The sequence below is a fragment of the Duncaniella muricolitica genome, from assembly GCF_910574735.1.
Classification (GTDB): Bacteria; Bacteroidota; Bacteroidia; order Bacteroidales; family Muribaculaceae; genus Duncaniella; species Duncaniella muricolitica.
The window spans coordinates 1-22,828 of record NZ_CAJTCF010000037.1 but is presented as its reverse complement, the minus strand read 5'-3'; the positions used below and the strand labels follow the sequence as shown (position 1 = coordinate 22,828).

10 protein-coding genes and 1 pseudogene are annotated in these 22,828 nt (G+C 46.3%); 9 read left to right on the top strand and 2 right to left on the bottom strand.

Features of this window, described 5'->3' with window-relative positions:
• Window positions 1-128: 128 nt before the first annotated feature.
• From QGT73_RS09470 to QGT73_RS09430, 9 genes are all read left to right on the top strand, one after another.
• Window positions 129-581 (top strand): DUF1896 domain-containing protein, encoded by a 453-nt coding sequence (locus tag QGT73_RS09470; RefSeq protein ID WP_004304266.1) that lies wholly within the window; start codon window positions 129-131, stop codon window positions 579-581.
• The gene (locus tag QGT73_RS09465; protein ID WP_004291462.1) at window positions 571-6,387 is read left to right on the top strand and encodes an N-6 DNA methylase; all 5,817 of its coding nucleotides are present in this window, start codon (window positions 571-573) and stop codon (window positions 6,385-6,387) included. The genes QGT73_RS09470 and QGT73_RS09465 overlap by 11 nt, the downstream gene beginning before the upstream one ends.
• A 657-nt stretch (window positions 6,388-7,044) precedes the next feature.
• Window positions 7,045-8,970: a tetracycline resistance ribosomal protection protein Tet(Q) gene (tet(Q), locus tag QGT73_RS09460; protein ID WP_004291466.1), complete on the top strand. Its 1,926-nt coding sequence runs from the start codon at window positions 7,045-7,047 to the stop codon at window positions 8,968-8,970.
• The gene (locus tag QGT73_RS09455; RefSeq protein WP_004291467.1) at window positions 8,970-11,288 is read left to right on the top strand and encodes a hybrid sensor histidine kinase/response regulator; all 2,319 of its coding nucleotides are present in this window, start codon (window positions 8,970-8,972) and stop codon (window positions 11,286-11,288) included. Before tet(Q) ends, QGT73_RS09455 begins: the two co-directional genes overlap by 1 nt.
• Complete coding sequence (locus QGT73_RS09450) at window positions 11,281-12,603, top strand: sigma-54-dependent transcriptional regulator (protein WP_280122292.1); 1,323 nt, start codon at window positions 11,281-11,283, stop codon at window positions 12,601-12,603. The genes QGT73_RS09455 and QGT73_RS09450 overlap by 8 nt, the downstream gene beginning before the upstream one ends.
• Before the next feature lie 279 nt (window positions 12,604-12,882).
• Window positions 12,883-13,305, top strand: coding sequence for a dihydrofolate reductase family protein (locus QGT73_RS09445; RefSeq protein ID WP_004291474.1), 423 nt, complete (start codon window positions 12,883-12,885; stop codon window positions 13,303-13,305).
• A gap of 238 nt (window positions 13,306-13,543) precedes the next feature.
• Window positions 13,544-14,149 carry an RteC domain-containing protein gene (locus tag QGT73_RS09440; protein WP_004304269.1) on the top strand — a complete coding sequence of 202 codons (606 nt, stop codon included), beginning with the start codon at window positions 13,544-13,546 and terminating at the stop codon, window positions 14,147-14,149.
• A gap of 301 nt (window positions 14,150-14,450) precedes the next feature.
• Window positions 14,451-15,581 (top strand): ATP-binding protein, encoded by a 1,131-nt coding sequence (locus QGT73_RS09435; RefSeq protein WP_004291480.1) that lies wholly within the window; start codon window positions 14,451-14,453, stop codon window positions 15,579-15,581.
• Between the two features lie 16 nt (window positions 15,582-15,597).
• Window positions 15,598-18,852 (top strand): P-loop NTPase fold protein, encoded by a 3,255-nt coding sequence (locus tag QGT73_RS09430; protein WP_004291481.1) that lies wholly within the window; start codon window positions 15,598-15,600, stop codon window positions 18,850-18,852.
• A gap of 131 nt (window positions 18,853-18,983) precedes the next feature.
• Here QGT73_RS09430 and QGT73_RS09425 read toward each other — a convergent pair.
• A pseudogene (locus QGT73_RS09425) lies at window positions 18,984-20,294 on the bottom strand (TraM recognition domain-containing protein); the annotation flags it as partial.
• Window positions 20,295-20,376: 82 nt separating this feature from the next.
• On the bottom strand, window positions 20,377-22,062 hold the full coding sequence (gene ltrA, locus QGT73_RS09420) for a group II intron reverse transcriptase/maturase (protein ID WP_173037937.1): 1,686 nt from the start codon (window positions 22,060-22,062) through the stop codon (window positions 20,377-20,379).
• Window positions 22,063-22,828 lie beyond the last annotated feature (766 nt).

Genomic DNA, 22,828 nt, shown 5'->3' with positions numbered 1-22,828 from the left:
GTTCTTCGATACCGGATTACACTCATACTTTGGATTTAGTGGTGGCACTCGGAGGGATACCGAGTGCCTTTTTCTTCCTTTTTCCAACCGATTATCCCGTTAATTATCAATCCGCTAAATCCAAAGTAATGAACAACAAGAAGAAAAACGAGGGTCAGACCGACTTTTCCTATTACGGTCTGTACCTGCTGGACTATCTCCGCACGAACAAGTTTGAACAGGCTGACGACACCGCTTTCATACGGGAACGGGCCGACCGTGCCGCCGAAACGTATGAGAGGGCACGGCTTGAAGGCTATCCCGCCGATGGTGCGCAGGAACTGGCGATGGACACGCTGCTGCGCGGGCTGCATTATTCCCGTTACGCCATCCTCCGCGAAGTCGTGGAAAACGAGTTTGCCGATGAAGTGCCGGAAGAGAAGCGTGAAGCCTTTGTCCTGAAACTGCTGCCGCTTGTCGGCAACGTGTTCTCCGTCTATGACCTCTCGGATGACAATTTCGCCCTGTCTTCCGATTACGACCTGCTCTACACGGAGCTGACGGGAGCAACCGTCCTTTACTTAGACGAATATGGCGTTTAACCGCAAACAGAAACTGCGGGACAACATCGAGGCGATACGGACGGCATTCATCCTTGACAGGGAAAATAGGACAGCGACAACCGAAGAGCGTGCCATACTTCAAAGGTACTGCGGTTTCGGCGGTCTGAAATGTATCCTCAACCCTGCAAAGGAACTGACGGATGCCGTCCGGTGGGCGAAATCCGACCTCGAACTGTTCGCCCCGACGGTGGAGCTGCACAGGCTTATCCGTGAGAACAGCAAGGACGAAACAGAGTACAAGCGGTTTGTGGATTCGCTGAAAGCGTCCGTGCTGACCGCTTTCTACACCCCCAAAGAGATAACCGACACCATCGCGGACGTGCTGGCAGATTACAGCGTCCGCCCCGCCCGTATGCTCGAACCGTCGGCAGGTGTCGGCGTGTTCGTGGATTCCATGCTGCGGCACAGCCCCAATGCGGATGTGATGGCTTTCGAGAAGGATCTGCTCACGGGTACAATCTTGAGGCATCTCTATCCCGACCAGAAAATGCGCACCTGCGGTTTTGAGAAAATCGAAAGACCGTTCAACAATTATTTCGACTTGGCGGTGTCCAACATTCCGTTCGGTGACATTGCCGTGTTCGACGCGGAGTTTCAGCGGAGCGACTCTTTCGGCAGACGCTCCGCCCAGAAAACCATCCACAACTATTTCTTTCTCAAAGGACTGGATGCCGTGCGTGACGGCGGTATCGTGGCGTTCATCACCTCGCAAGGGGTATTGAATAGCACCAAGACCTCCGTGCGTAACGAGCTGTTCAGTCAGGCCAATCTGGTATCCGCGATACGCCTGCCCAACAACCTGTTCACGGACAACGCGGGCACGGAGGTGGGCAGTGACCTGATTGTCCTGCAAAAGAACCTCAGCAAGAAGGAAATGTCGCAGGACGAGCGGCTGATGACCGTGATACAGACGGACACGAAAACCGCCCTGACCGACAACGCCTATTTCATCCACCACCCGGAACGCATCGTGCATACGATGGCGAAACTTGACACAGACCCCTACGGGAAGCCCGCTATGGTTTATCTGCACGAGGGCAAGGCAGCAGGCATCGCCGGGGATTTGCGCCGTATGCTCGACGAGGATTTCCATTACAGGCTTGCCATGCGCTTGTATTCGGGTTCAATCCGGCAGGCAGGAACGGAAGAAAAAGTTGCCGTTCAAAATAAAGTAGAGCGTCCTGCCATAAAATTGGAAACAGTATCCTCGGCGCAGACGGTGGAAACTCCGACAGAAAAGCCGCAACCCGCAGATGAAAAGCCGGAGATAGAACCGCGCCCGCAATATTCCGCAGGCGTGCAGCTCACCCTGCTTGACCTCTGGGGGATGACGGAAGAGGTCAGCCAACCGAAAACCTCCAAAAAGAAAAAGACGGTGAAAAAGGCAGTTACGGCAAAGTCCACTCCGCCCAAACCGAAAGTCACGGTTACACCGACAGCTCCAACTGCAAAACCCGCAATGGAGAATAAGGAGGTGAAAGCGGAGAACACCGCCAAGCCTGCCGACCCGGACGACATCTATGCCACACTGGACTGGGATACCAATCCTCCCATCAACGGTTTCTATGAAATGATGATGGGTTTGACGCCGGAGCGTAGGAAAGAACTTCGGGAACTGGCAAGGCAGCATAACGAGAAACAAGTGGCGGAAAAGACGGAAGTGAAAGCCGTGCCGGAAACTTCCCGTGAGCAGCCACGACAGGAGGAAACACAGCCGGAGGCAGTCGCCGCACCTGCCGTTACAGATACCCCATCGGAAGCGGTGGGGACTTTCCTTTTCCCCGACATCGAAGCGGAAAAGCCGAAGGAGGAAGTCGTGGACCTTTCTCCGCGTGCCTACCACCGCACGCCGGAGATGCACCTGCGCGAAGGGTCGCTGGTGGCTGACCGGGGGCGTCATAACATCGGCTACCTGAAAGACATCACGCCATACGGGGCGACATTCCAGCCGCTCGACCTGAAAGGATACCAGAAGGAAAAGGCGTTGTTGTATGTGTCGCTGCGTGACGCCTACGAGCGTCTGTACCGTTATGAATCGCTCCGGCGCGAGGCAAATGTTCCGTGGCGAGAGCATCTGAATACCTGTTACGATGAGTTTGTCATGCGCTACGGCAACCTCAACGCCAAGCAGAACGTGAAGTTAGTGATGATGGATGCGGGCGGGCGCGACATCCTTTCGCTGGAACGGATGGAAAACGGAAAGTTCGTCAAGGCGGACATCTTCGAGCATCCTGTTTCCTTCGCGGTGGAGAGCCATGCCAACGTAGGCTCTCCCGAAGAAGCCCTGTCTGCGTCGCTCAACAAATATGGTACGGTCAATCTCGACTATATGCGGGAGATAACCGACAGCACGGCGGAGGATTTGCTCACTGCCCTGCAAGGGCGCATCTACTACAATCCGCTCGTGACCGGTTACGAAATCAAAGACCGTTTCATCGCCGGAAATGTCATAGAGAAAGCGGAACGCATAGAGGCATGGATGGGTGACAATCCCGAAAATGAGCGTATGCCGGAGGTGAAGCAGGCGTTGGAGGCTCTGAAAGATGCCGAGCCGCAGCGCATCGCCTTCGAGGATCTGGACTTCAATTTCGGGGAACGCTGGATTCCGACGGGTGTCTATGCCGCCTACATGAGCCGGCTGTTCGACACGGAGGTGAAAATCGCCTATTCCGCAAGCATGGACGAGTTTTCGGTGGTGTGCGGCTACCGCACCATGAAAATCACGGACGAGTTTCTGGTGAAGGGGTATTACCGGAACTATGACGGTATGCACCTCCTAAAACACGCCCTGCACAACACCTGCCCTGACATGATGAAGTCCATCGGCAAGGACGAGCATGGCAACGACATCAAGATGCGCGACAGCGAGGGAATACAACTCGCCAACGCCAAGATTGACGAGATACGAAACGGCTTCTCCGAATGGCTCGAAGAGCAGTCGCCGCAGTTCAAGGAGCGGCTTGTGACGATGTATAACCGCAAGTTCAACTGTTTCGTGCGCCCGCGCTACGACGGCTCCCATCAGACCTTTCCCGACCTCAACCTGAAAGGGCTGGCAAGCCGGGGTATCAAGAGCGTCTATCCCTCACAGATGGATTGCGTCTGGATGTTGAAACAGAACGGCGGCGGAATTTGCGACCACGAGGTGGGAACCGGTAAGACGCTGATAATGTGCATCGCCGCGCATGAGATGAAGCGTCTGAATTTGGCACACAAGCCGATGATTATCGGGCTGAAAGCCAACGTTGCGGAGATTGCAGCCACCTATCAGGCGGCATATCCCAACGCACGTATTCTGTACGCTTCGGAGAAGGACTTTTCGACCGCCAACCGTGTGCGCTTCTTCAATAATATAAAGAACAACGACTACGATTGCGTCATCATGTCGCACGACCAGTTCGGCAAGATACCGCAGTCGCCGGAATTGCAGCAGCGCATCCTGCAAGCAGAGCTTGACACGGTGGAGGAAAACCTCGAAGTGCTACGGCAGCAGGGAAAGAACGTGTCGCGGGCGATGCTGAAAGGATTGGAGAAGCGCAAGCACAACCTTGAAGCGAAGCTGGAGAAGGTGGAACACGCCATAAAGTCACGCACGGACGACGTGGTGGATTTCAAGCAGATGGGCATCGACCACATCTTCATAGATGAGAGCCACCAGTTCAAGAATCTGACTTTCAACACGCGCCACGACCGTGTGGCGGGATTGGGAAACAGCGAGGGAAGCCAGAAGGCACTTAACATGCTCTTTGCCATACGCACCATACAGGAGCGCACAGGAAAAGACTTGGGTGCGACCTTCCTCTCCGGCACGACTATCAGCAACTCACTGACTGAATTGTACCTGCTGTTCAAGTACCTGCGCCCGAAGGAGCTGGAACGGCAGGACATAAGGTGTTTCGACGCTTGGGCGGCGATATTTGCCAAGAAGACGACGGATTTTGAATTTAACGTGACGAACAATGTGGTCCAGAAGGAGCGTTTCCGCTACTTCATCAAAGTGCCGGAGCTTGCCGCCTTCTATAATGAAATCACGGACTACCGCACGGCGGAGGATGTGGGCGTTGACCGTCCTGCCAAGAACGAGATACTGCACCATATACCGCCCACGCCGGAACAGGAGGACTTCATACAGAAACTGATGCAGTTCGCCAAGACGGGCGATGCCACCTTGTTGGGCAGGCTGCCGCTTTCGGAAACGGAAGAAAAGGCGAAGATGCTCATCGCCACGGACTATGCCCGGAAAATGGCACTCGACATGCGCATGATAGACCCGAATTACGAAGATCATCCCGACAACAAAGCGAGTCACTGTGCCAAGATGATCGCGGAGTATTATCAAAAATACGACGCCCAGAAAGGCACGCAGTTCGTTTTCTCTGATTTGGGGACATACCAGCCGGGCGACGGGTGGAACGTCTATTCGGAAATCAAGCGCAAACTGACGGAGGACTACGGTATACCGCCAAGCGAGGTGCGCTTCATTCAGGAGTGCAAGACCGACAAGGCGCGGAAGGCGGTGATAGACGCCATGAACGCCGGGACGGTGCGTGTGCTGTTCGGCTCTACCTCTATGCTCGGAACGGGTGTGAACGCCCAGAAACGGTGTGTGGCTATCCATCATCTCGATACGCCGTGGCGACCGTCCGACTTGCAACAGCGTGACGGACGCGGAGTTAGGGCAGGTAATGAGATTGCCAAACATTTCGCCGGGAACAACGTGGATGTAATCATCTACGCGGTGGAGAAGTCACTGGACAGCTACAAGTTCAACCTCCTGCACTGCAAGCAGACTTTCATAAGCCAGCTCAAAAGCGGTGCGATGGGTGCGCGTACCATCGACGAGGGGGCAATGGACGAAAAATCGGGCATGAATTTCTCGGAATACATGGCGTTGCTCTCCGGCAATACCGACCTGTTGGACAAGGCGAAACTGGAAAAGCGGATCGCATCGCTCGAAGGGGAACGCAAGTCGTTCAACAAGGGCAAGCGTGATTCGGAGTTCAAGCTGGAGTCAAAGACCGGCGAGTTGCGCAACAACACGGCTTTCATAGATGCCATGACGGAGGACTGGAACCGCTTCCTGTCGGTGGTGCAGACCGACAAGGAGGGCAACCGCCTTAATATAATAAAGGTGGACGGAGTGGATTCCGCCGATGAGAAGGTCATCGGAAAGCGTTTGCAGGAGATAGCCAAGAATGCCACGACCGGAGGGTTGTACACGCAGGTCGGTGAACTTTACGGTTTTCCGATAAAGGTGGTGAGCGAAAGGATACTCAAAGAGGGATTGGAGTTCACCGACAACCGCTTCGTGGTCGAGGGGAACTACAAGTACACCTACAACAACGGGCATCTGGCGATGGCTGACCCGTTGGCCGCCGCCCGCAACTTCCTCAACGCGATGGAGAGGATACCCTCCATCATCGACCAGTACAAGGCGAAGAACGAGGTGCTGGAGATGGAGATACCGCAGTTACAGGAGATAGCGGGTAAGGTGTGGAAGAAGGAGGACGAGCTGAAGCAGTTGAAGTCCGAACTTGCCGCCCTTGACCGAAAAATTCAGCTGGAGCTTGCGCCACCCACGCCCGAAGTCGCAGAAAAGGAGAATGAAGGGCAACAGCTCAAGCCGGAAGCGGAAGATGTGAGGAACAGGCAGGCGCAATATCCCGAAAATGCACCGCCGCAGATACGCAGTCCGGCGGATAGTATCGTTGCCAACCATGTCATAATCGGGCGTCCGGGACTGTATGCCAAGGAGGAAACCCGGTCCAAAGGATTGAAAATATAACCTAAGGAATTTTATCTGAAGTATTAATAAGGGCTATCCCAAAAGGTCTAAAAGTAAATTTTATCCTTTCTGCAAGTATCTATAGGATGGCAACTGCATTTTTTTCTTTTTGGGCAGCCCTTATTAAAATTTATTCTTATTTTAGGTTATATACATTCATGTCCATTTATGTAAAAAATTCCTGCTGACCTTGTTTATGTCTTGTCAGTCACCATTTGCAAAACCATATTTGACCCTCAAAGAGGCTGAATTTGATAAGTAACTTGCTACATACTCATAATAAGGAGCTAAATAGAACACGAATGGGAAATACACAAATGCTAAACTAAAGAAGATATTGGCCAAAATAAACGCTATACCGAGAGAGAAACTTGATTTTTCAACTTCCTAAAACGGTGTTGTTCAAACATTTCTACTTATTTGTACTTGCCAGTTGAACCTACGCTTCCCTAATAAAATGTCTATGGTAAAAAGTTAAAAAATCCTCCCACTTTTGTTAGATATATTTTTTTGTGTAATTTTGTAATCGTTATGCGGCAGTAATAATATACATATTAATACGAGTTAGTAATCCTGTAGTTCTCATATGCTACGAGGAGGTATTAAAAGGTGCGTTTCGACAATGCATCTACTGTAGTATATTATTGCTTAATCCAAATGAATATTATAAATTTAGGAATTCTTGCTCACATTGATGCAGGAAAAACTTCCGTAACCGAGAATCTGCTGTTTGCCAGTGGAGCAACGGAAAAGTGCGGCCGTGTGGATAATGGTGACACCATAACGGACTCTATGGATATAGAGAAACGTAGAGGAATTACTGTCCGGGCTTCTACGACATCTATTATCTGGAATGGAGTGAAATGCAATATCATTGACACTCCGGGACACATGGATTTTATTGCGGAAGTGGAGCGGACATTCAAAATGCTTGATGGAGCAGTCCTCATCTTATCCGCAAAGGAAGGCATACAAGCGCAGACAAAGTTGCTGTTCAGTACTTTACAAAAGCTGCAAATCCCGACAATTATATTTATCAATAAGATTGACCGTGCCGGTGTGAATTTGGAGCGTTTGTATATGGATATAAAAACAAATCTGTCGCAAGATGTCCTGTTTATGCAAACTGTTGTCGATGGATCGGTTTATCCGGTTTGCTCCCAAACATATATAAAGGAAGAATACAAAGAATTTGTATGCAACCATGACGACGATATATTAGAACGATATTTGGCGGATAGCGAAATTTCACCGGCTGATTATTGGAATACGATAATCGCTCTTGTGGCAAAAGCCAAAGTCTATCCGGTGCTACATGGATCAGCAATGTTCAATATCGGTATCAATGAGTTGTTGGACGCCATTTCTTCTTTTATACTTCCTCCGGCATCAGTCTCAAACAGACTTTCAGCTTATCTCTATAAGATAGAGCATGACCCCAAAGGGCATAAAAGAAGTTTTCTTAAAATAATTGACGGAAGTCTGAGACTTCGAGACGTTGTAAGAATCAACGATTCGGAAAAATTCATCAAGATTAAAAATCTAAAGACTATTTATCAGGGCAGAGAGATAAATGTTGATGAAGTGGGTGCCAATGATATCGCGATTGTAGAAGATATAGAAGATTTTCGAATCGGAGATTATTTAGGTGCTAAACCTTGTTTGATTCAAGGATTATCTCATCAGCATCCCGCTCTCAAATCCTCCGTCCGGCCAAATAAGCCCGAAGAGAGAAGCAAGGTGATATCCGCTCTGAATACATTGTGGATTGAAGACCCGTCTTTGTCCTTTTCCATAAACTCATATAGTGATGAATTGGAAATCTCGTTATATGGTTTGACCCAAAAGGAAATCATACAGACATTGCTGGAAGAACGATTTTCCGTAAAGGTCCATTTTGATGAGATCAAGACTATCTACAAAGAACGACCTATAAAAAAGGTCAATAAGATTATTCAGATCGAAGTACCACCCAACCCTTACTGGGCCACAATAGGGCTGACTCTTGAACCCTTACCGTTAGGGGCAGGGTTGCAAATCGAAAGTGACATCTCCTATGGTTATCTGAACCATTCTTTTCAAAATGCCGTTTTTGAAGGGATTCGTATGTCTTGCCAATCTGGTTTACATGGATGGGAAGTGACAGATCTGAAAGTAACTTTTACTCAAGCCGAGTATTATAGCCCGGTAAGTACACCTGCTGATTTCAGACAGCTGACCCCTTATGTCTTCAGGCTGGCTTTGCAACAGTCAGGTGTGGACATTCTCGAACCGATGCTCTGTTTTGAGTTGCAGATACCCCAAGTAGCGAGTTCCAAAGCTATTACAGATTTGCAAAAACTGATGTCTGAGATTGAAGACATCAGTTGTAATAATGAGTGGTGTCATATTAAAGGGAAAGTTCCATTAAATACAAGTAAAGACTATGCCTCAGAAGTAAGTTCGTACACTAAGGGCTTAGGCATTTTTATGGTTAAGCCATGTGGGTATCAAATAACAAAAGACGGTTATTCTGATAATATCCGCATGAACGAAAAAGATAAACTTTTATTCATGTTCCAAAAATCAATGTCATTAAAATAATGGAGCGGTCAGGAAATTTCTATAAGGCAATACGGTTGGGATATATACTTATCTCCATTCTTATCGGATGTATGGCATATAATAGCCTCTATGAATGGCAGGAGATAGAAGCATTAGAACTTGGCAATAAAAAAATAGACGAGCTCCGAAAAGAAATAAACAATATCAATATTCAAATGATAAAATTTTCTCTATTGGGTGAAACAATACTGGAATGGAACGATAAAGATATCGAGCATTACCATGCACGGCGTATGGCAATGGACAGTATGCTCTGCCGTTTCAAGGCCACCTATCCAGCAGAGCGCATCGATAGTGTGCGCAGTCTTTTAGAGGATAAGGAACGACAGATGTTCCAGATAGTCCGGTTAATGGATGAACAACAATCTATTAACAAGAAGATAGCCAATCAAATTCCGGTTATTGTACAGAAAAGTGTGCAGGAACAGTCCAAAAAGCCAAAACGAAAAGGTTTCTTAGGCATATTCGGCAAAAAAAAGGAAGTAACTCCAGCAGTATCAACCACTATCCTTCATTCGGTCAATAGAAACGTAATCAGCGAACAGAAAGTGCAGGATCGCCAATTGTCGGAACAAGCCGACAGCCTTGCAGCTCGTAATGCAGAACTTAACAGACAACTGCAAGAATTGATTTGCCAAATAGAAGAAAAGGTACAAACCGAACTGCAAAGCCGGGAAAACGAAATAGTTGCCATGCGTGAAAAGTCATTTATGCAAGTAGGCGGTTTAATGGGATTCGTTCTTCTATTGTTGTTAATTTCCTACATCATCATACATCGTGATGCAAAAAGCATTAAACAATACAAGCACAAGACAACTGATTTGATAAGGCAACTGGAACAATCCGTACAACGGAACGAGGCACTGATAACGTCAAGGAAGAAGGCGGTACATACTATCACCCATGAACTGCGCACACCGCTGACAGCAATAACAGGCTATGCCGGACTGATACGGAAAGAACAGTGTGAGGATAAGTCCGGGCAGTATATCCAAAACATACTGCAATCCTCCGACCGTATGCGGGATATGCTTAACACTTTGCTTGACTTCTTCCGCCTGGACAACGGCAAGGAACAGCCCCGTCTGTCACCCTGCCGGATTTCAGCAATCACGCACACACTTGAAACGGAGTTCATGCCTGTTGCCGTGAACAAAGGGCTGTCCTTGTCCGTGAAGACTGGACACGATGCCATTGTATTGACCGACAAAGAGCGAATAATACAAATCGGGAATAACCTGCTGTCAAACGCTGTCAAGTTCACAGAAGAAGGCGGTGTTTCTTTGATTACTGAATATGATAATGGAGTTCTGACACTGGTCGTTGAAGATACAGGTACAGGCATGACAGAAGAGGAACAGAAACAAGCGTTCGGTGCGTTTGAACGTCTATCAAATGCCGCCGCAAAGGAGGGTTTCGGGCTTGGGCTTGCCATAATGCGTAATATTGTGTCGATGCTTGGCGGAACAATCCGTTTAGACAGCAAGAAAGGGAAAGGCAGTCGTTTCACAGTTGAAATTTCTATGCAGGAAGCTGAAGAACAGCTTGGATATACAAGCAATACACCTGTTTATCATAACAATAAATTCCATGATGTTGTCGCCATTGACAATGATGAGGTATTACTTCTGATGCTGAAAGAGATGTATTCCCAAGAAGGAATACACTGCGACACTTGCACCGATGCTGCGGCACTGATGGAAATGATACGCCAGAAAGAATACAGCCTGTTGCTGACAGACTTGAATATGCCCGATATAAACGGTTTCGAATTGCTGGAACTGTTGCGTTCGTCCAACGTGGGCAATTCACCAACAATCCCGGTGGTTGTGGCAACCGCTTCGGGCAGTTGTAACAAAGGGGAACTATTGGCAAAAGGCTTTGCCGGATGCCTGTTCAAACCGTTCTCCATATCGGAACTGATGGAGGTTTCCGACAGGTGTGCCATAAAAGCGACACCGGACGGGAAACCGGACTTTTCCGCCTTATTGTCCTATGGCAATGAAGCCGTCATGCTGGAAAAGTTGATAACTGAAACAGAAAAGGAAATGCAGGCGGTACGGGATGCAGCAAAAGAAAAAGACCTGCAAAAGCTGGATTCCCTGATCCACCACCTGCGCAGTTCGTGGGAGGTGCTCCGTGCCGACCAACCGCTGAATGTACTTTACGGATTGCTTCGTGGCGATGCTCTCCCGGATGGTGAAGCGTTAAGCCATGCCGTGACTGCCGTGCTGGATAAGGGAGTGGAAATAATACGGTTGGCAGAAGAGGAAAGGAGAAAATACGAAGATGAATAAGACAAAAATAATTGTGGTGGAAGACAACATCGTGTATTGCGAATATGTCTGCAATATGCTGTCACGGGAGGGCTACCGCAATATGAAGGCTTACCACCTCTCAACCGCGAAGAAACATCTGCAACAGGCAACAGATAATGATATCGTGGTTGCCGACCTGCGTCTGCCTGACGGCAGTGGCATAGACCTTTTGTGCTGGATGCGAAAGGAGGGAAAGATGCAGCCCTTCATCATTATGACCGACTACGCCGAAGTTAATACCGCCGTGGAAAGCATGAAACTCGGCTCGATAGACTATATTCCCAAACAGCTTGTGGAGGATAAACTTGTCCCCCTGATCCGTTCCATACTGAAAGAACGTCAGGCAGGACAACGCCGTATGCCTATATTCGCCCGTGAAGGTTCCGCCTTTCAGAAAATCATGCACCGCATAAGGCTGGTAGCCGCCACCGATATGAGCGTGATGATATTTGGTGAGAACGGCACGGGCAAGGAGCATATTGCCCACCTGTTGCATGACAAGAGCAAACGTGCAGGCAAGCCATTTGTGGCGGTGGACTGCGGTTCACTCTCCAAAGAGCTTGCACCGTCGGCTTTCTTCGGACACGTCAAAGGTGCATTTACAGGTGCGGACAATGCCAAGAAAGGATATTTCCATGAGGCGGAAGGCGGCACGTTGTTTCTGGACGAGGTAGGAAACCTCGCGTTGGAAACCCAACAGATGTTGCTCCGTGCCATACAGGAGAGGCGGTATCGCCCGGTCGGAGACAAGGCAGACCGGAATTTCAATGTCCGCATCATCGCTGCTACCAATGAAGATTTGGAGGTATCGGTGAATGAAAAGCGTTTTCGGCAGGATCTTCTGTACCGCCTGCACGACTTCGGGATAACCGTTCCTCCGTTGCGTGACTGTCAAGAAGACATTATGCCGCTGGCAGAGTTCTTCCGTGATATGGCAAACAGAGAGCTGGATTGTAGCGTGAGCGGGTTCAGTTCCGAAGCACGTAAAGCGTTGCTGACACACGCATGGCCGGGCAACGTGCGGGAACTTCGGCAGAAAGTTATGGGTGCTGTATTGCAGGCGCAGGAAGGTGTTGTCATGAAAGAGCATCTGGAACTTGCCGTGACGAAACCGACCTCTACTGTCAGCTTCGCCTTGCGCAATGACGCGGAGGATAAGGAGCGGATATTGCGTGCGTTGAAACAGGCAAACGGCAACCGGAGTGTCGCCGCAGAACTGCTCGGCATAGGCAGGACAACACTATACAGCAAACTTGAAGAGTATGGACTTAAATATAAATTCAAGCAATCATAGCCCGTAATTCACTGAATTTGGCTATCTTTGCATAACATTTGAGAAAAACGGCGATTGGCAGGAGCTTTTCGCCGCCAACATATAGGATAAGACCGCAAGGCGTTTCAAGCGAAAATCTGGTAAATTGGAACTACGGAGACGATTGCGTGATGCTTATGCTATGCTTACGCATAGCGTGCATTCACGTACTCTCCGTAAAGGCTTTACCAGAGCCATCGCTTGAAGGTAGTGTGAATTGCACGCTACTTTTTTACCCTTGCCTAACGAAAGGAAACGATTATGGGTAAAGTTCAGATTCTCGCCGTACTGACGATGGACGGATGTCTTTCTTCAGAGTTATATGATAAAGCACATCAGGATTTGTGCCTTGACCGTTGCGGTCTTGATGAAATCAGGAAGAAAGCCTTTTACCGTGTGACACCGGACTATTCCATTTCAATGCTGCACGAATGGAGAAAAGACTGCACAAACATCCGTTACCTCGCGGAAGCCACACCGGACACGGCAGACTATATAAACGGACTGCTGCGGATGCACGCTGTGGATGAAATCATACTATACACCGTTCCTTTCATATCCGGAAGCGGACGACATTTTTTTAAGTCGGCTCTGCCAGAGCAACACTGGACGCTTTCCTCTTTGAAAAGCTATCCCAACGGTGTATGTCGCATTATCTATATCCTTGATAAAAAAGCAAGATAGCCAAAATGTGCGGCAAGCATACATTTCTATTTTCAGGAATAGAATAAATGTTCCGATTACAAACAATTTAAGTCGGAGATAATTTGTCCTTGTGAAAAAATACTGAATTTTATACCTCTGAAATCCAGCACTTTGTAAAATTGAGTGTTGGATTTTTTATTTTCTGCCGCGTTTTTTGCCAATTATATTCATGTGCGCACGCAGAAAACAAAGTGTAATTTTCAAAATTGACAGAACCATGAATTATTTCTTGCTGGCGGAAACCGACTTTTTCCGCCTGATAAACGAAGCCGGCGACTGCAATATGGAAACGGCATACACGGCTTTCGCCACCCAAGTGATCGAACTGTGCAACGGCGGCATGGACATGAACCTTACCGTCATCGCGCTTGCCTACATCGAAATCGAGTTGCAGCACCATCCCGTACGTAATCTGTCAGAAGAAAAAAGAGAGATTGCCGCCTACGTCAGCAAGGCTCTGTCTTTCGTAAGAAAGATGCAGAAATTCCTTGCCACGCCCCAAGTGCCACCACTAATATCCGCCAACAACGCAACAGAAACCACCGCCAGCCTTCTTCAATGGACGGGCAATGCCATCGACCTCGTGGAACTTATCTACGGCATAGACGTGATGGGCTGCATCAACAACGGCAATATGCCGCTCAAACAGCTCGCCCCACTTCTCTATAAGATATTCGGGGTTGATTCTAAAGACTGCTACCGCTTCTACACTGATATCAAACGCCGGAAGAACGAAAGCCGCACCTATTTCATTGACAGGATGCAGGAAAAACTGAACGAGAGAATGTTGCGTGATGAGGAGTTGGAGCGGATGAGAAAATAAAAAAATATCCATTACATATGAGAAGACAGGAATACTCGTATCCTGTCTTTTTATTTTCATTTAATTATATATTAATTAGCACAATATATGTGAGTTTTTCATTCCTATAAGGACAAATTTCAGAAACGTATGTCTGGTAAATTATTGAGTCATCATAGTATGAACATATATCATTACTAAAAACAATGAAACAACTTCCATAAGATTGTGGTTGTAAAAATCGCCATTTAATAGCCCGTTTTTTTTGTAAAATTCGCCAATTAAAAAAATATGATTATCTTTGCATTATATTTTATAAGGTATGGAAACAGTAAATAGAATACTTCAAGAGAAGATTACAGCACGAATCGCGCCCAATAAAGCAGTACTGATTTTTGGTGCTCGCCGTGTTGGTAAAACGGTAATGATGCGTAAAATTGTGGACAACTATTCAGGTAGGACGATGATGCTCAACGGCGAAGACTACGACACATTAGCACTATTGGAGAATCGCTCAATAGCCAATTATCGGCATTTATTGGATGGTATTGATTTGCTGGCTATTGATGAGGCACAGAACATACCACAAATCGGTAGTATTCTGAAGTTGATAGTTGATGAAATACCGGGAATAAGTGTCTTGGCAAGTGGTTCTTCGTCATTCGATTTGCTGAATAAGACTGGTGAACCGTTGGTCGGCCGCAGTACGCAATTTCTCCTTACACCATTCTCGCAACGGGAAATCGCACAGACGGAAACGGCACTTGAAACCCGCCAGAACCTCGAAGCGCGCTTGATTTACGGTTCCTATCCCGAAGTAGTAATGATGGAGAACTATGAACGTAAAACAGACTACCTACGTGATATTGTCGGTGCATACCTGCTTAAAGATATCTTAGCAATTGACGGCTTAAAAAATTCGAGCAAGATGCGCGATCTACTGCGATTGATAGCTTTTCAGTTGGGCAGCGAAGTTTCTTACGAAGAGTTAGGTAAACAACTCGGCATGAGCAAGACGACCGTTGAAAAATACCTCGACCTATTGGAAAAGGTCTTCGTTATCTATCGTCTGGGGGCTTATTCGCGTAACCTACGCAAGGAGGTTACAAAAGCTGGCAAGTGGTACTTCTACGACAACGGCATTCGCAATGCCATTATCGGGGCTTTCTCACCGCTGGCCATTCGGCAGGATGTCGGTGCGCTGTGGGAGAACTACATCATCGGAGAGCGGCGCAAAGCGAACTTCAATGAGGGACTGCACAGGGAGTTCTATTTCTGGCGCACCTACGACAAACAGGAAATCGACCTGATTGAGGAGAGTGCCGACAGTCTTACCGCCTTGGAGTTCAAGTGGGGAAATAAAATGCCGGCCGCACCGAAAGCCTTCCAAGAAGCCTATCCCTATGCCGAGTTTCATGTGGTAAATCGGGAGAATTATTTGGAGTTCGTATAATCAATAAATTACGTATATGGAAACAAAACTACAATCCAAACAGCAATATCCGCGGTTTATCCAAAATAAACCGTGTGGTATTGACAAATTCGATGGAGGTTCGCAAGAAAGGTTGGCAAAAACTATTGCTCGCCATTTTTGTCAGAATGATTCATTGGATGAGGAATGTACTTTACCTCGAATTATCGGCATCGAAGGTATTTGGGGATCTGGAAAATCCAACGTGGTTAAAATGTTGGAACGTGAATTATCAGACGACTATTACTTTTTTGAGTATGACGCATGGGGACATCAAGAGGACTTGCAACGCCGCTCTATATTGGAATTGCTTACAAGCAAACTTATTGATGATGGTATCCTATCTGGAAATGCAACAATAAAAGTCAAAGGTGGAGGTACGAAAACCGTATCATGGTCTGAAAAGCTGAAATATTTATTAGCCCGTAAAACGGAGACCGTAACCGAAAAATATCCCCTTATCAGTAATGGTATGGTTGCGGCATTTTTGGTTGCAGTTTTAACTCCGATATTTACATTTATTGCGTATGCAGTAAAACCTACACCCACAACATGGTGGTTTTCTTTATTGTCTATTATCATAGCTGCACTGCCAGTTCTTATTGCATTGTGCGTTTGGAAATGGGCATATAGCAAAGATCATAAATATGGATGGAGTTATATGTTAGCTATTTATCAAGATAAAGTCGAAAAGGACGTTTGCTATGAGACTTTGAGCGAAGACGAACCAACGGTTTACGAGTTCAAAACATGGATGCAAGACATTTCTGATTTTATCAAGGAAAAAGGACAACGTAAATTAGTCCTTGTTTTTGACAACATGGATCGTCTCCCCGCTGAAAAAGTAAAAGAATTATGGTCTTCTATCCATACGTTCTTCGCCGATAGCGGTTTTGAAAATGTTTGGGCTGTTATTCCTTTCGATGAAACACATTTAGCTTGTGCATTCGGAGATGAGACCGACGAACAAACGAAACAACTGACCAAGTATTTTATCAATAAAACTTTCCCTATTGTTTATCGTGTTGCTCCTCCTGTTATTACCGACTATCGAAGTATATTCAACAAACTGTTTGTTGAAGCATTTGGAGAAACAGAAAATGAAGCGAAAGAAACTATAAATCGGATATTCAGATTGGTAAATCCTAATGCCAATGTTAGGGAAATTATATCATATATCAATGAGATGGTCGCTCTTAAACAAGAGTGGTGTAACGAAATTTTGATGATAAACATAGCATTGTTCTGTTTGAAGAAGACGGATATTCTGGCAAATCCAGTAGAACAAATATTGTCCGGCGACTATCTGAATGGCATTCAAACAATAATTAACAATGATCTGCAAACACAACGCGAAATTGCAGCTTTGGTATATGGTGTCGATGTTGAAGATGCTCGACAAATTCCATTGAAAAAATATATTGAAGGCTGCATCAACGGAGAAGAAGACCACGACATAAATCAATATGCAGAGACTAATAAACAATTTGACACTGTATTAGAAGAAGTTATACAATGTATGGACAATGCGCTTATCGATAAGATTATACATTGTTTGCATAAATTAACTCGAAAGAGCGATGTTATTCTGCGTGTATGGCAAAGAATAGCACAATTGAAATTAAAAGAATCCATAGAGAAGCAGGTGTTCCCTGTCGAATACCAAGAACTGCTGTTGCATTTAGACACGGAAAGCCAAAACCATGTGATTGCTCAATTATATAAGAAGATAGTTCGGTTCAATGACTTCAATGGCGGCGACTATTTCAAAACGTTAGATGCAATAGACAGGTTTATTGCGCAAAATAAGTTGGCGTGCGATTTTACGTCATTGATTGAAGCAAAAACAGTCAAGCCAAATACATTTATCGATTATATTCAAGCTGCAAATGCAACAGATGCTGCCTATCGGGATAACGCGACAACTAAAGCATATAAATATTATCAAGTAGCAACAAATTCGGAGGCGCTCGATAATTATTTGGCAAACTTACTACCCGATAATTTCGACCATGCAGATATTGTAAAAACGTTAAAAGATAATTCTACCTATACGTTTCCAACGCTTTTGCAAGCGATCACGAATTGCATTGATGAACAGAATGTAAATAAAGATAATATAGGGGCTATATTTACAACCTATCGTTTATTGGCATCTGACGAAGAAAGACCTTTACCTGTAACGTTAGATTCAACCTACATAAATCAGTTGCATTCTGAATTAGAAACTGATGGCCGAAACATTAAAGAGTCTGGATATTACGATTTAGTCGCCATGCAATTGGCACATGGTCATTCCGTTTCCTTAATAGAGGGTGGAGATATAAAATATGTTGCAGAACTCATGGACTATTATGTGGATCATGGAGACTTATTAGTAAATAGTGTGGGATGGAATATACCGCTATTAAATGAAACACTACAATACATGGTAAATCATAAACTTGGCTATAAATTATTGCTCTCAGACATATTGCCCCAATTTGAAGATATTAAGAACAGAATAGGTGTAACGGATGAGGTATTTATCGAGCATTTAGCAGAGTGGAATACCGATTTGGATAAGTATATCACTAAGAACAATATTAAAGATGTAATTCCTGACGCATCTTTTTACGATTTGACCACTAAAATAAGCAATGTCCTGACCGATCATATCAATAAAATAGCGTTCGAAGCGTTGTCTGAAATAAGTGTTGATACATTATACGCCCAAAGAACAGCACATACATCATATTATTGGTTTGTCGCAATAAAACATTTACTGGCTAAAATCAAATCCTTGCCAGATAACTTGACTGAATTTGGCAAAAAGATTCTGATGGATATTGCTTCTGGAACTCAAAGTTTGAATCCTTTCCCTAATTGTTTCAAGAATATAGTTGAAAGATTGGATAAACGAAAAATTAAATCGACAGTTACCGATATAAGAAATGATTTCTGCATCGGTAAAAAGACTATCAATGCAATAAAGTTTCAATTTTTCGAAACATGGCTTAGATCGCATGGTAATTTGAAAAGTCAAGCTGGAGACGTTATTGATAAAATAGTGAAACCTGTAATTTCCGATGGGGCATGCCGTTCATTGATTCTGCAAAACAAAGATTTTTATATGGATTTAATAAATACAGCAGGGGATGATGCTTATGAATTGAAAAAGAGTCTCCGAAACCTCATACAAAAAGATTCAGATCCGCAATTGGTTAAATTTGTCAATTCGATAGATTCAGTACCTGAGGTTGAAACCGCGTAAGTATTTGTCTAACAAGTCCGAATTTTACGATTTTACCCGTCAGAACTGAAGTGCCCCCCAAAAAAATTGTATCCAACTTTTGGGGGTCACTTCAAACTTCGATAGGGATAATTTTCAATTTTGGGGACTTGTTAGACAGTCTCATTATCTGGTAGCAGTTTACACAGCACCGGATCGTTTTTGATACGCTCCAGTTCCTCCTGCACAATCTGCTTCACCTCTTCCTTGATGCGCCGGTAGTTCGCCTGCACCGTTTCCTTCATGCGGTCGTTGCCGTCCTCGTCCGTGAAGTTTGTAATGACGGGAATTTTCTTGTAGGCACTTTCTTCCCGTTTCACCTTTTCGGCATCCACCACAATCTCGCAATGAAAAATCTTCTGCTCGATACGCTCGTTGAAGTTGTCGGATACAGAACCGACAAACATTCCCTGCGTAAGCCCGGAAATCTTACTCGGTGGAATGAGCGCGTCCATCTGCGTGTTGATGGAGGTGGAAACATCCTGCCGGTTGATGGAGATGGACTGCCGTTTCTGCAACACCTTACCGAACCGCTCGGAGAGCGTCTTGGCTGTTTCCCCCACCACCTGACCGGAGAAAATATTGCCGACAGTGTTCATCACCACTTTCGCCTCTTTGTCCCCGTAGTCACGCACTAACTGGCTGAAATCCTGAAAGCCCAGACACACGGCAACCTTGTTGCTTCGGGCGGTAGCTATAAGATTGTCCAACCCTTTGAAGTATATTGTGGGCAACTCGTCGATGATGACCGATGACTTCAGCATCCCCTTCTTGTTGATGAGCTTCACGATACGGGAATTATACAGACCGAGTGCCGCACCGTAGATATTCTGACGGTCGGGATTGTTACCCACGCAGAGGATTTTCGGCTCTTCGGGATTGTTGATGTCCAGCGTAAACTCGCTGTCTGACATCACCCAGTAGAGCTGCGGTGAAATCATCCTCGAAAGCGGGATTTTTGCCGACGCTATCTGACCCATGAGCTGCTCCGCAGCCCCTCCAAGCCACGCATCCATGAACGGCGAAAGGTAGTTCTCCAGCTCCGGATAAGAGGTCAGTATCGGAAATATATCCTCGTAACGGCGGTTCAGAAACTCGATAGCATGGGGAAACGTGCAAAACTTCCCGTTCTGATAGATTTTGAGATACCAGATAATACTGGCAAACAGAATGATAGGTGACTCCACGAAGAAGTCGCCCTGCTTTTGCACCCACGTTTTATTGAGGTTGAGCATTATTGTGTAGGCACTCTCATAGGCATCCGTAATATCTTCCATAAAATCCGGGTGAATGGGATTGCACCGATGAGAGCGTCGCGGGTCGTCGAAGTTGATCACATAGAACTTCGGCTTTACCTTGTAGCCGTCCGGGTGGTTCAGCAAATGGTTGTAGGCAATAGTAGATAGGTCGGGGGCGGGTAGGTCGGCGCCCTTGCGGGCGCTTCCCCCCCTAAGAACCGTGCGTGATAGTTTCCCATCACACGGCTCAAGCAACAATATTTCAGACTTATTCCGAAACACGCTCATTTTTACACTTCTTTTTGTGTGTCACACTCAGATAACAGCTTTCATGGACGATTGACAATGTGTTCTTGCCTTTGGCAGTTGACATCATTGTATGCCACGGTGTTTCAACTGTTATCGGCTCGCCGCAGATTGGACATCTTTGGTTTTGTCTTTTCCAAATATTGAAAAGCGTCCTTTTCCCACTCATCGACATCTTCATTTTGACGGTGCGCCGTTTATCACGGTATTCCATCCATTCGGGGTCAAATGGGTTGAGTCCACATTTCAGTTGCGGATATGTCTGGATTTTGGTATTAAACAATATCGTCAGAGGGACGAAGTATTCTTCACCCTTCGAGTCAATTTTTGTCGTAGCAAATACCCAGTCTCTGTTACCAATCTTGTGGAAGTAGCGTTGTTTAATCCAGGTACGGTTTTTATTTCCGTGCCTGCGGATTCCCCATCGCCATAGTTTCTTGAAGATTAGATAGTCCGCTTTTCGGAAAGTTTCCGAGGCCGCACTATATTGATAATAGTTCGCCCATCCTTTGAGAATTGGATTGAGACGCATGATAAGTTCATGTTGGGAAGTTCCACGTGAGCGGTGTATCTCTCGCTTTACTTTATCCAACATTCTCTTTACACGGTCTTTGGCTGGTCTCGTCAGCAGAGTGCCATTGAATTTGCGGACATTGAAGCCGAGGAAGTCAAAACCGTCGTCTATATGGGTTATCAGCGTTTTCTCTTCGGATAAGGTAAGACCTCTTTCCGCAAGAAACGATGCAACCAACGGTTTGACTTTATGTTCCAGCAGCTCCTTTGATTCGCCCGTGATAATGAAATCATCTGCGAACCTGACAAGCCTTACTTTCGGACAGTACCAACCCGTAGAACCTTTCTTTGATTCCCAAGGGAAGTTGTCTTCGAGTAGTTTCTGTAATCCATCGAGTGCCATATTAGCAAGCGTTGGCGATATGATACCACCTTGCGGTGTACCCTCGTCTGTCGGGAAGACTTCGTTTTCAAAGATATAACCACATTTAAGCCATTTTCCTAATATGGTTTTATCCATTGGAATATGCCTCATCAGCCAGTCGTGGCTGATGTGGTCAAAGCACCCTTTGATGTCACCCTCCAGAATCCATTGTGGCGAGTACCCCTTTGCAAGAAGAGTATGGCAACGCGCCATTGCGTCGGCAGTGCCTCTTTCCTTTCTGAAGCCAAAGGAATAGTTGTCGGCAGTTGTTTCCGATACTGGTTCCAAAGCGAGTAGGTGGAGTGCCTGCATCGCTCTGTCTTTCATTGTGGGGATGCCCAACGGTCTCTGTTTGCCATTGTGCTTCTTTATGAACACTCGTCTCAAAGGCTGAGGCTTGTAGCCTCTTCTTCTGAGTGTGAAGATGGCTTTGTATTTCGATTTCGGAGTTGACCACAATACCTTGTCAACGCCCGAAGTCTTTTTGCCATCATTTGAAGTGACACGTTTTACTGCCAATGCCTTGGCGTAAAACGAGTGGGTAAGAGTCCATTGCAAAGCCTTCACCTTGCCGAACTTACCCTCTTTCTGAGCTTTTACAATACGCGCTTGTAGCTTACTGACCGCTTTCTCACACTTGTTCCAATCAATGTTTTCCCAAGTTGCTTCCTTGTGGTCAGAAGATGCACACGAGTTTTTAGGCTCGTCCATTTGCTTTTCTCCTTTCATAAGTTCTAAAAGTTATCTTGTAAAATGTTACCATATCGGAAGTCTGCACACTTTCATGTCGGATGATGTGGCTCTCTGCCATACATGGCAATGAGGTCAATCCGTATCCGCTCCGTTACAGAGCGGCGTTCGCTTTTTCCGAATTTCCTTTACCTACATACCATTGTGCCTCCCTTGCGTTCGACCTACCATGATTGCTCATGGAGATATATAGGCTTACCGTGTTCTGCATCAGTGCCAATGACGGTTTAGGCTCTGCCTCTCCACCGGTGGCTCTGTTGTTCGCGTAACCCCAAAATCCACAGGGTTATCCGGCCACACACCGTTTTGGTTCAAGCTTGTAAGCATTCGTAAGCTTGTTCGACTTAACGATGGTTCTGACAGTTCACTTGCGTTAGCCATGCCGTCAAGCCAAGCCCCCCAACCGCATAATGCTTGCGGTTCTTGAAGTCCCCTCACAGTTCATTCTCGACCCTTTCGGGAGGGTTACCTTGTCCGAGCAGCTTGGTACATCATAAGACGCACCTGCCGTAGGCTACTATTGGCGAAACAATAGGTCAACTCTTTTCACTCCTCTGAGTGAACGGCTGACAGCCACTGATGCAACTTTTCACGTCACACATACTTGAAATGTAGGCTAAGCACCCGGCGCCGTGTCATATAATCATGACCGGTTTCCAAATACTCGCCTCCGAACCGGACGTACACCTTCCAGCGTATCCGGCTCTCCGTTTTGATATTCAGTCTA

Coding starts and splice junctions, on each gene's coding strand:
- QGT73_RS09470 (WP_004304266.1), top strand. CDS start 129: ATGAACAACAAGAAGAAAAACGAGGGTCAGACCGACTTTTCCTATTAC.
- QGT73_RS09465 (WP_004291462.1), top strand. CDS start 571: ATGGCGTTTAACCGCAAACAGAAACTGCGGGACAACATCGAGGCGATA.
- QGT73_RS09455 (WP_004291467.1), top strand. CDS start 8,970: ATGGAGCGGTCAGGAAATTTCTATAAGGCAATACGGTTGGGATATATA.
- QGT73_RS09450 (WP_280122292.1), top strand. CDS start 11,281: ATGAATAAGACAAAAATAATTGTGGTGGAAGACAACATCGTGTATTGC.
- QGT73_RS09445 (WP_004291474.1), top strand. CDS start 12,883: ATGGGTAAAGTTCAGATTCTCGCCGTACTGACGATGGACGGATGTCTT.
- QGT73_RS09440 (WP_004304269.1), top strand. CDS start 13,544: ATGAATTATTTCTTGCTGGCGGAAACCGACTTTTTCCGCCTGATAAAC.
- QGT73_RS09435 (WP_004291480.1), top strand. CDS start 14,451: ATGGAAACAGTAAATAGAATACTTCAAGAGAAGATTACAGCACGAATC.
- QGT73_RS09430 (WP_004291481.1), top strand. CDS start 15,598: ATGGAAACAAAACTACAATCCAAACAGCAATATCCGCGGTTTATCCAA.
- ltrA (WP_173037937.1), bottom strand. CDS start 22,062: ATGGACGAGCCTAAAAACTCGTGTGCATCTTCTGACCACAAGGAAGCA.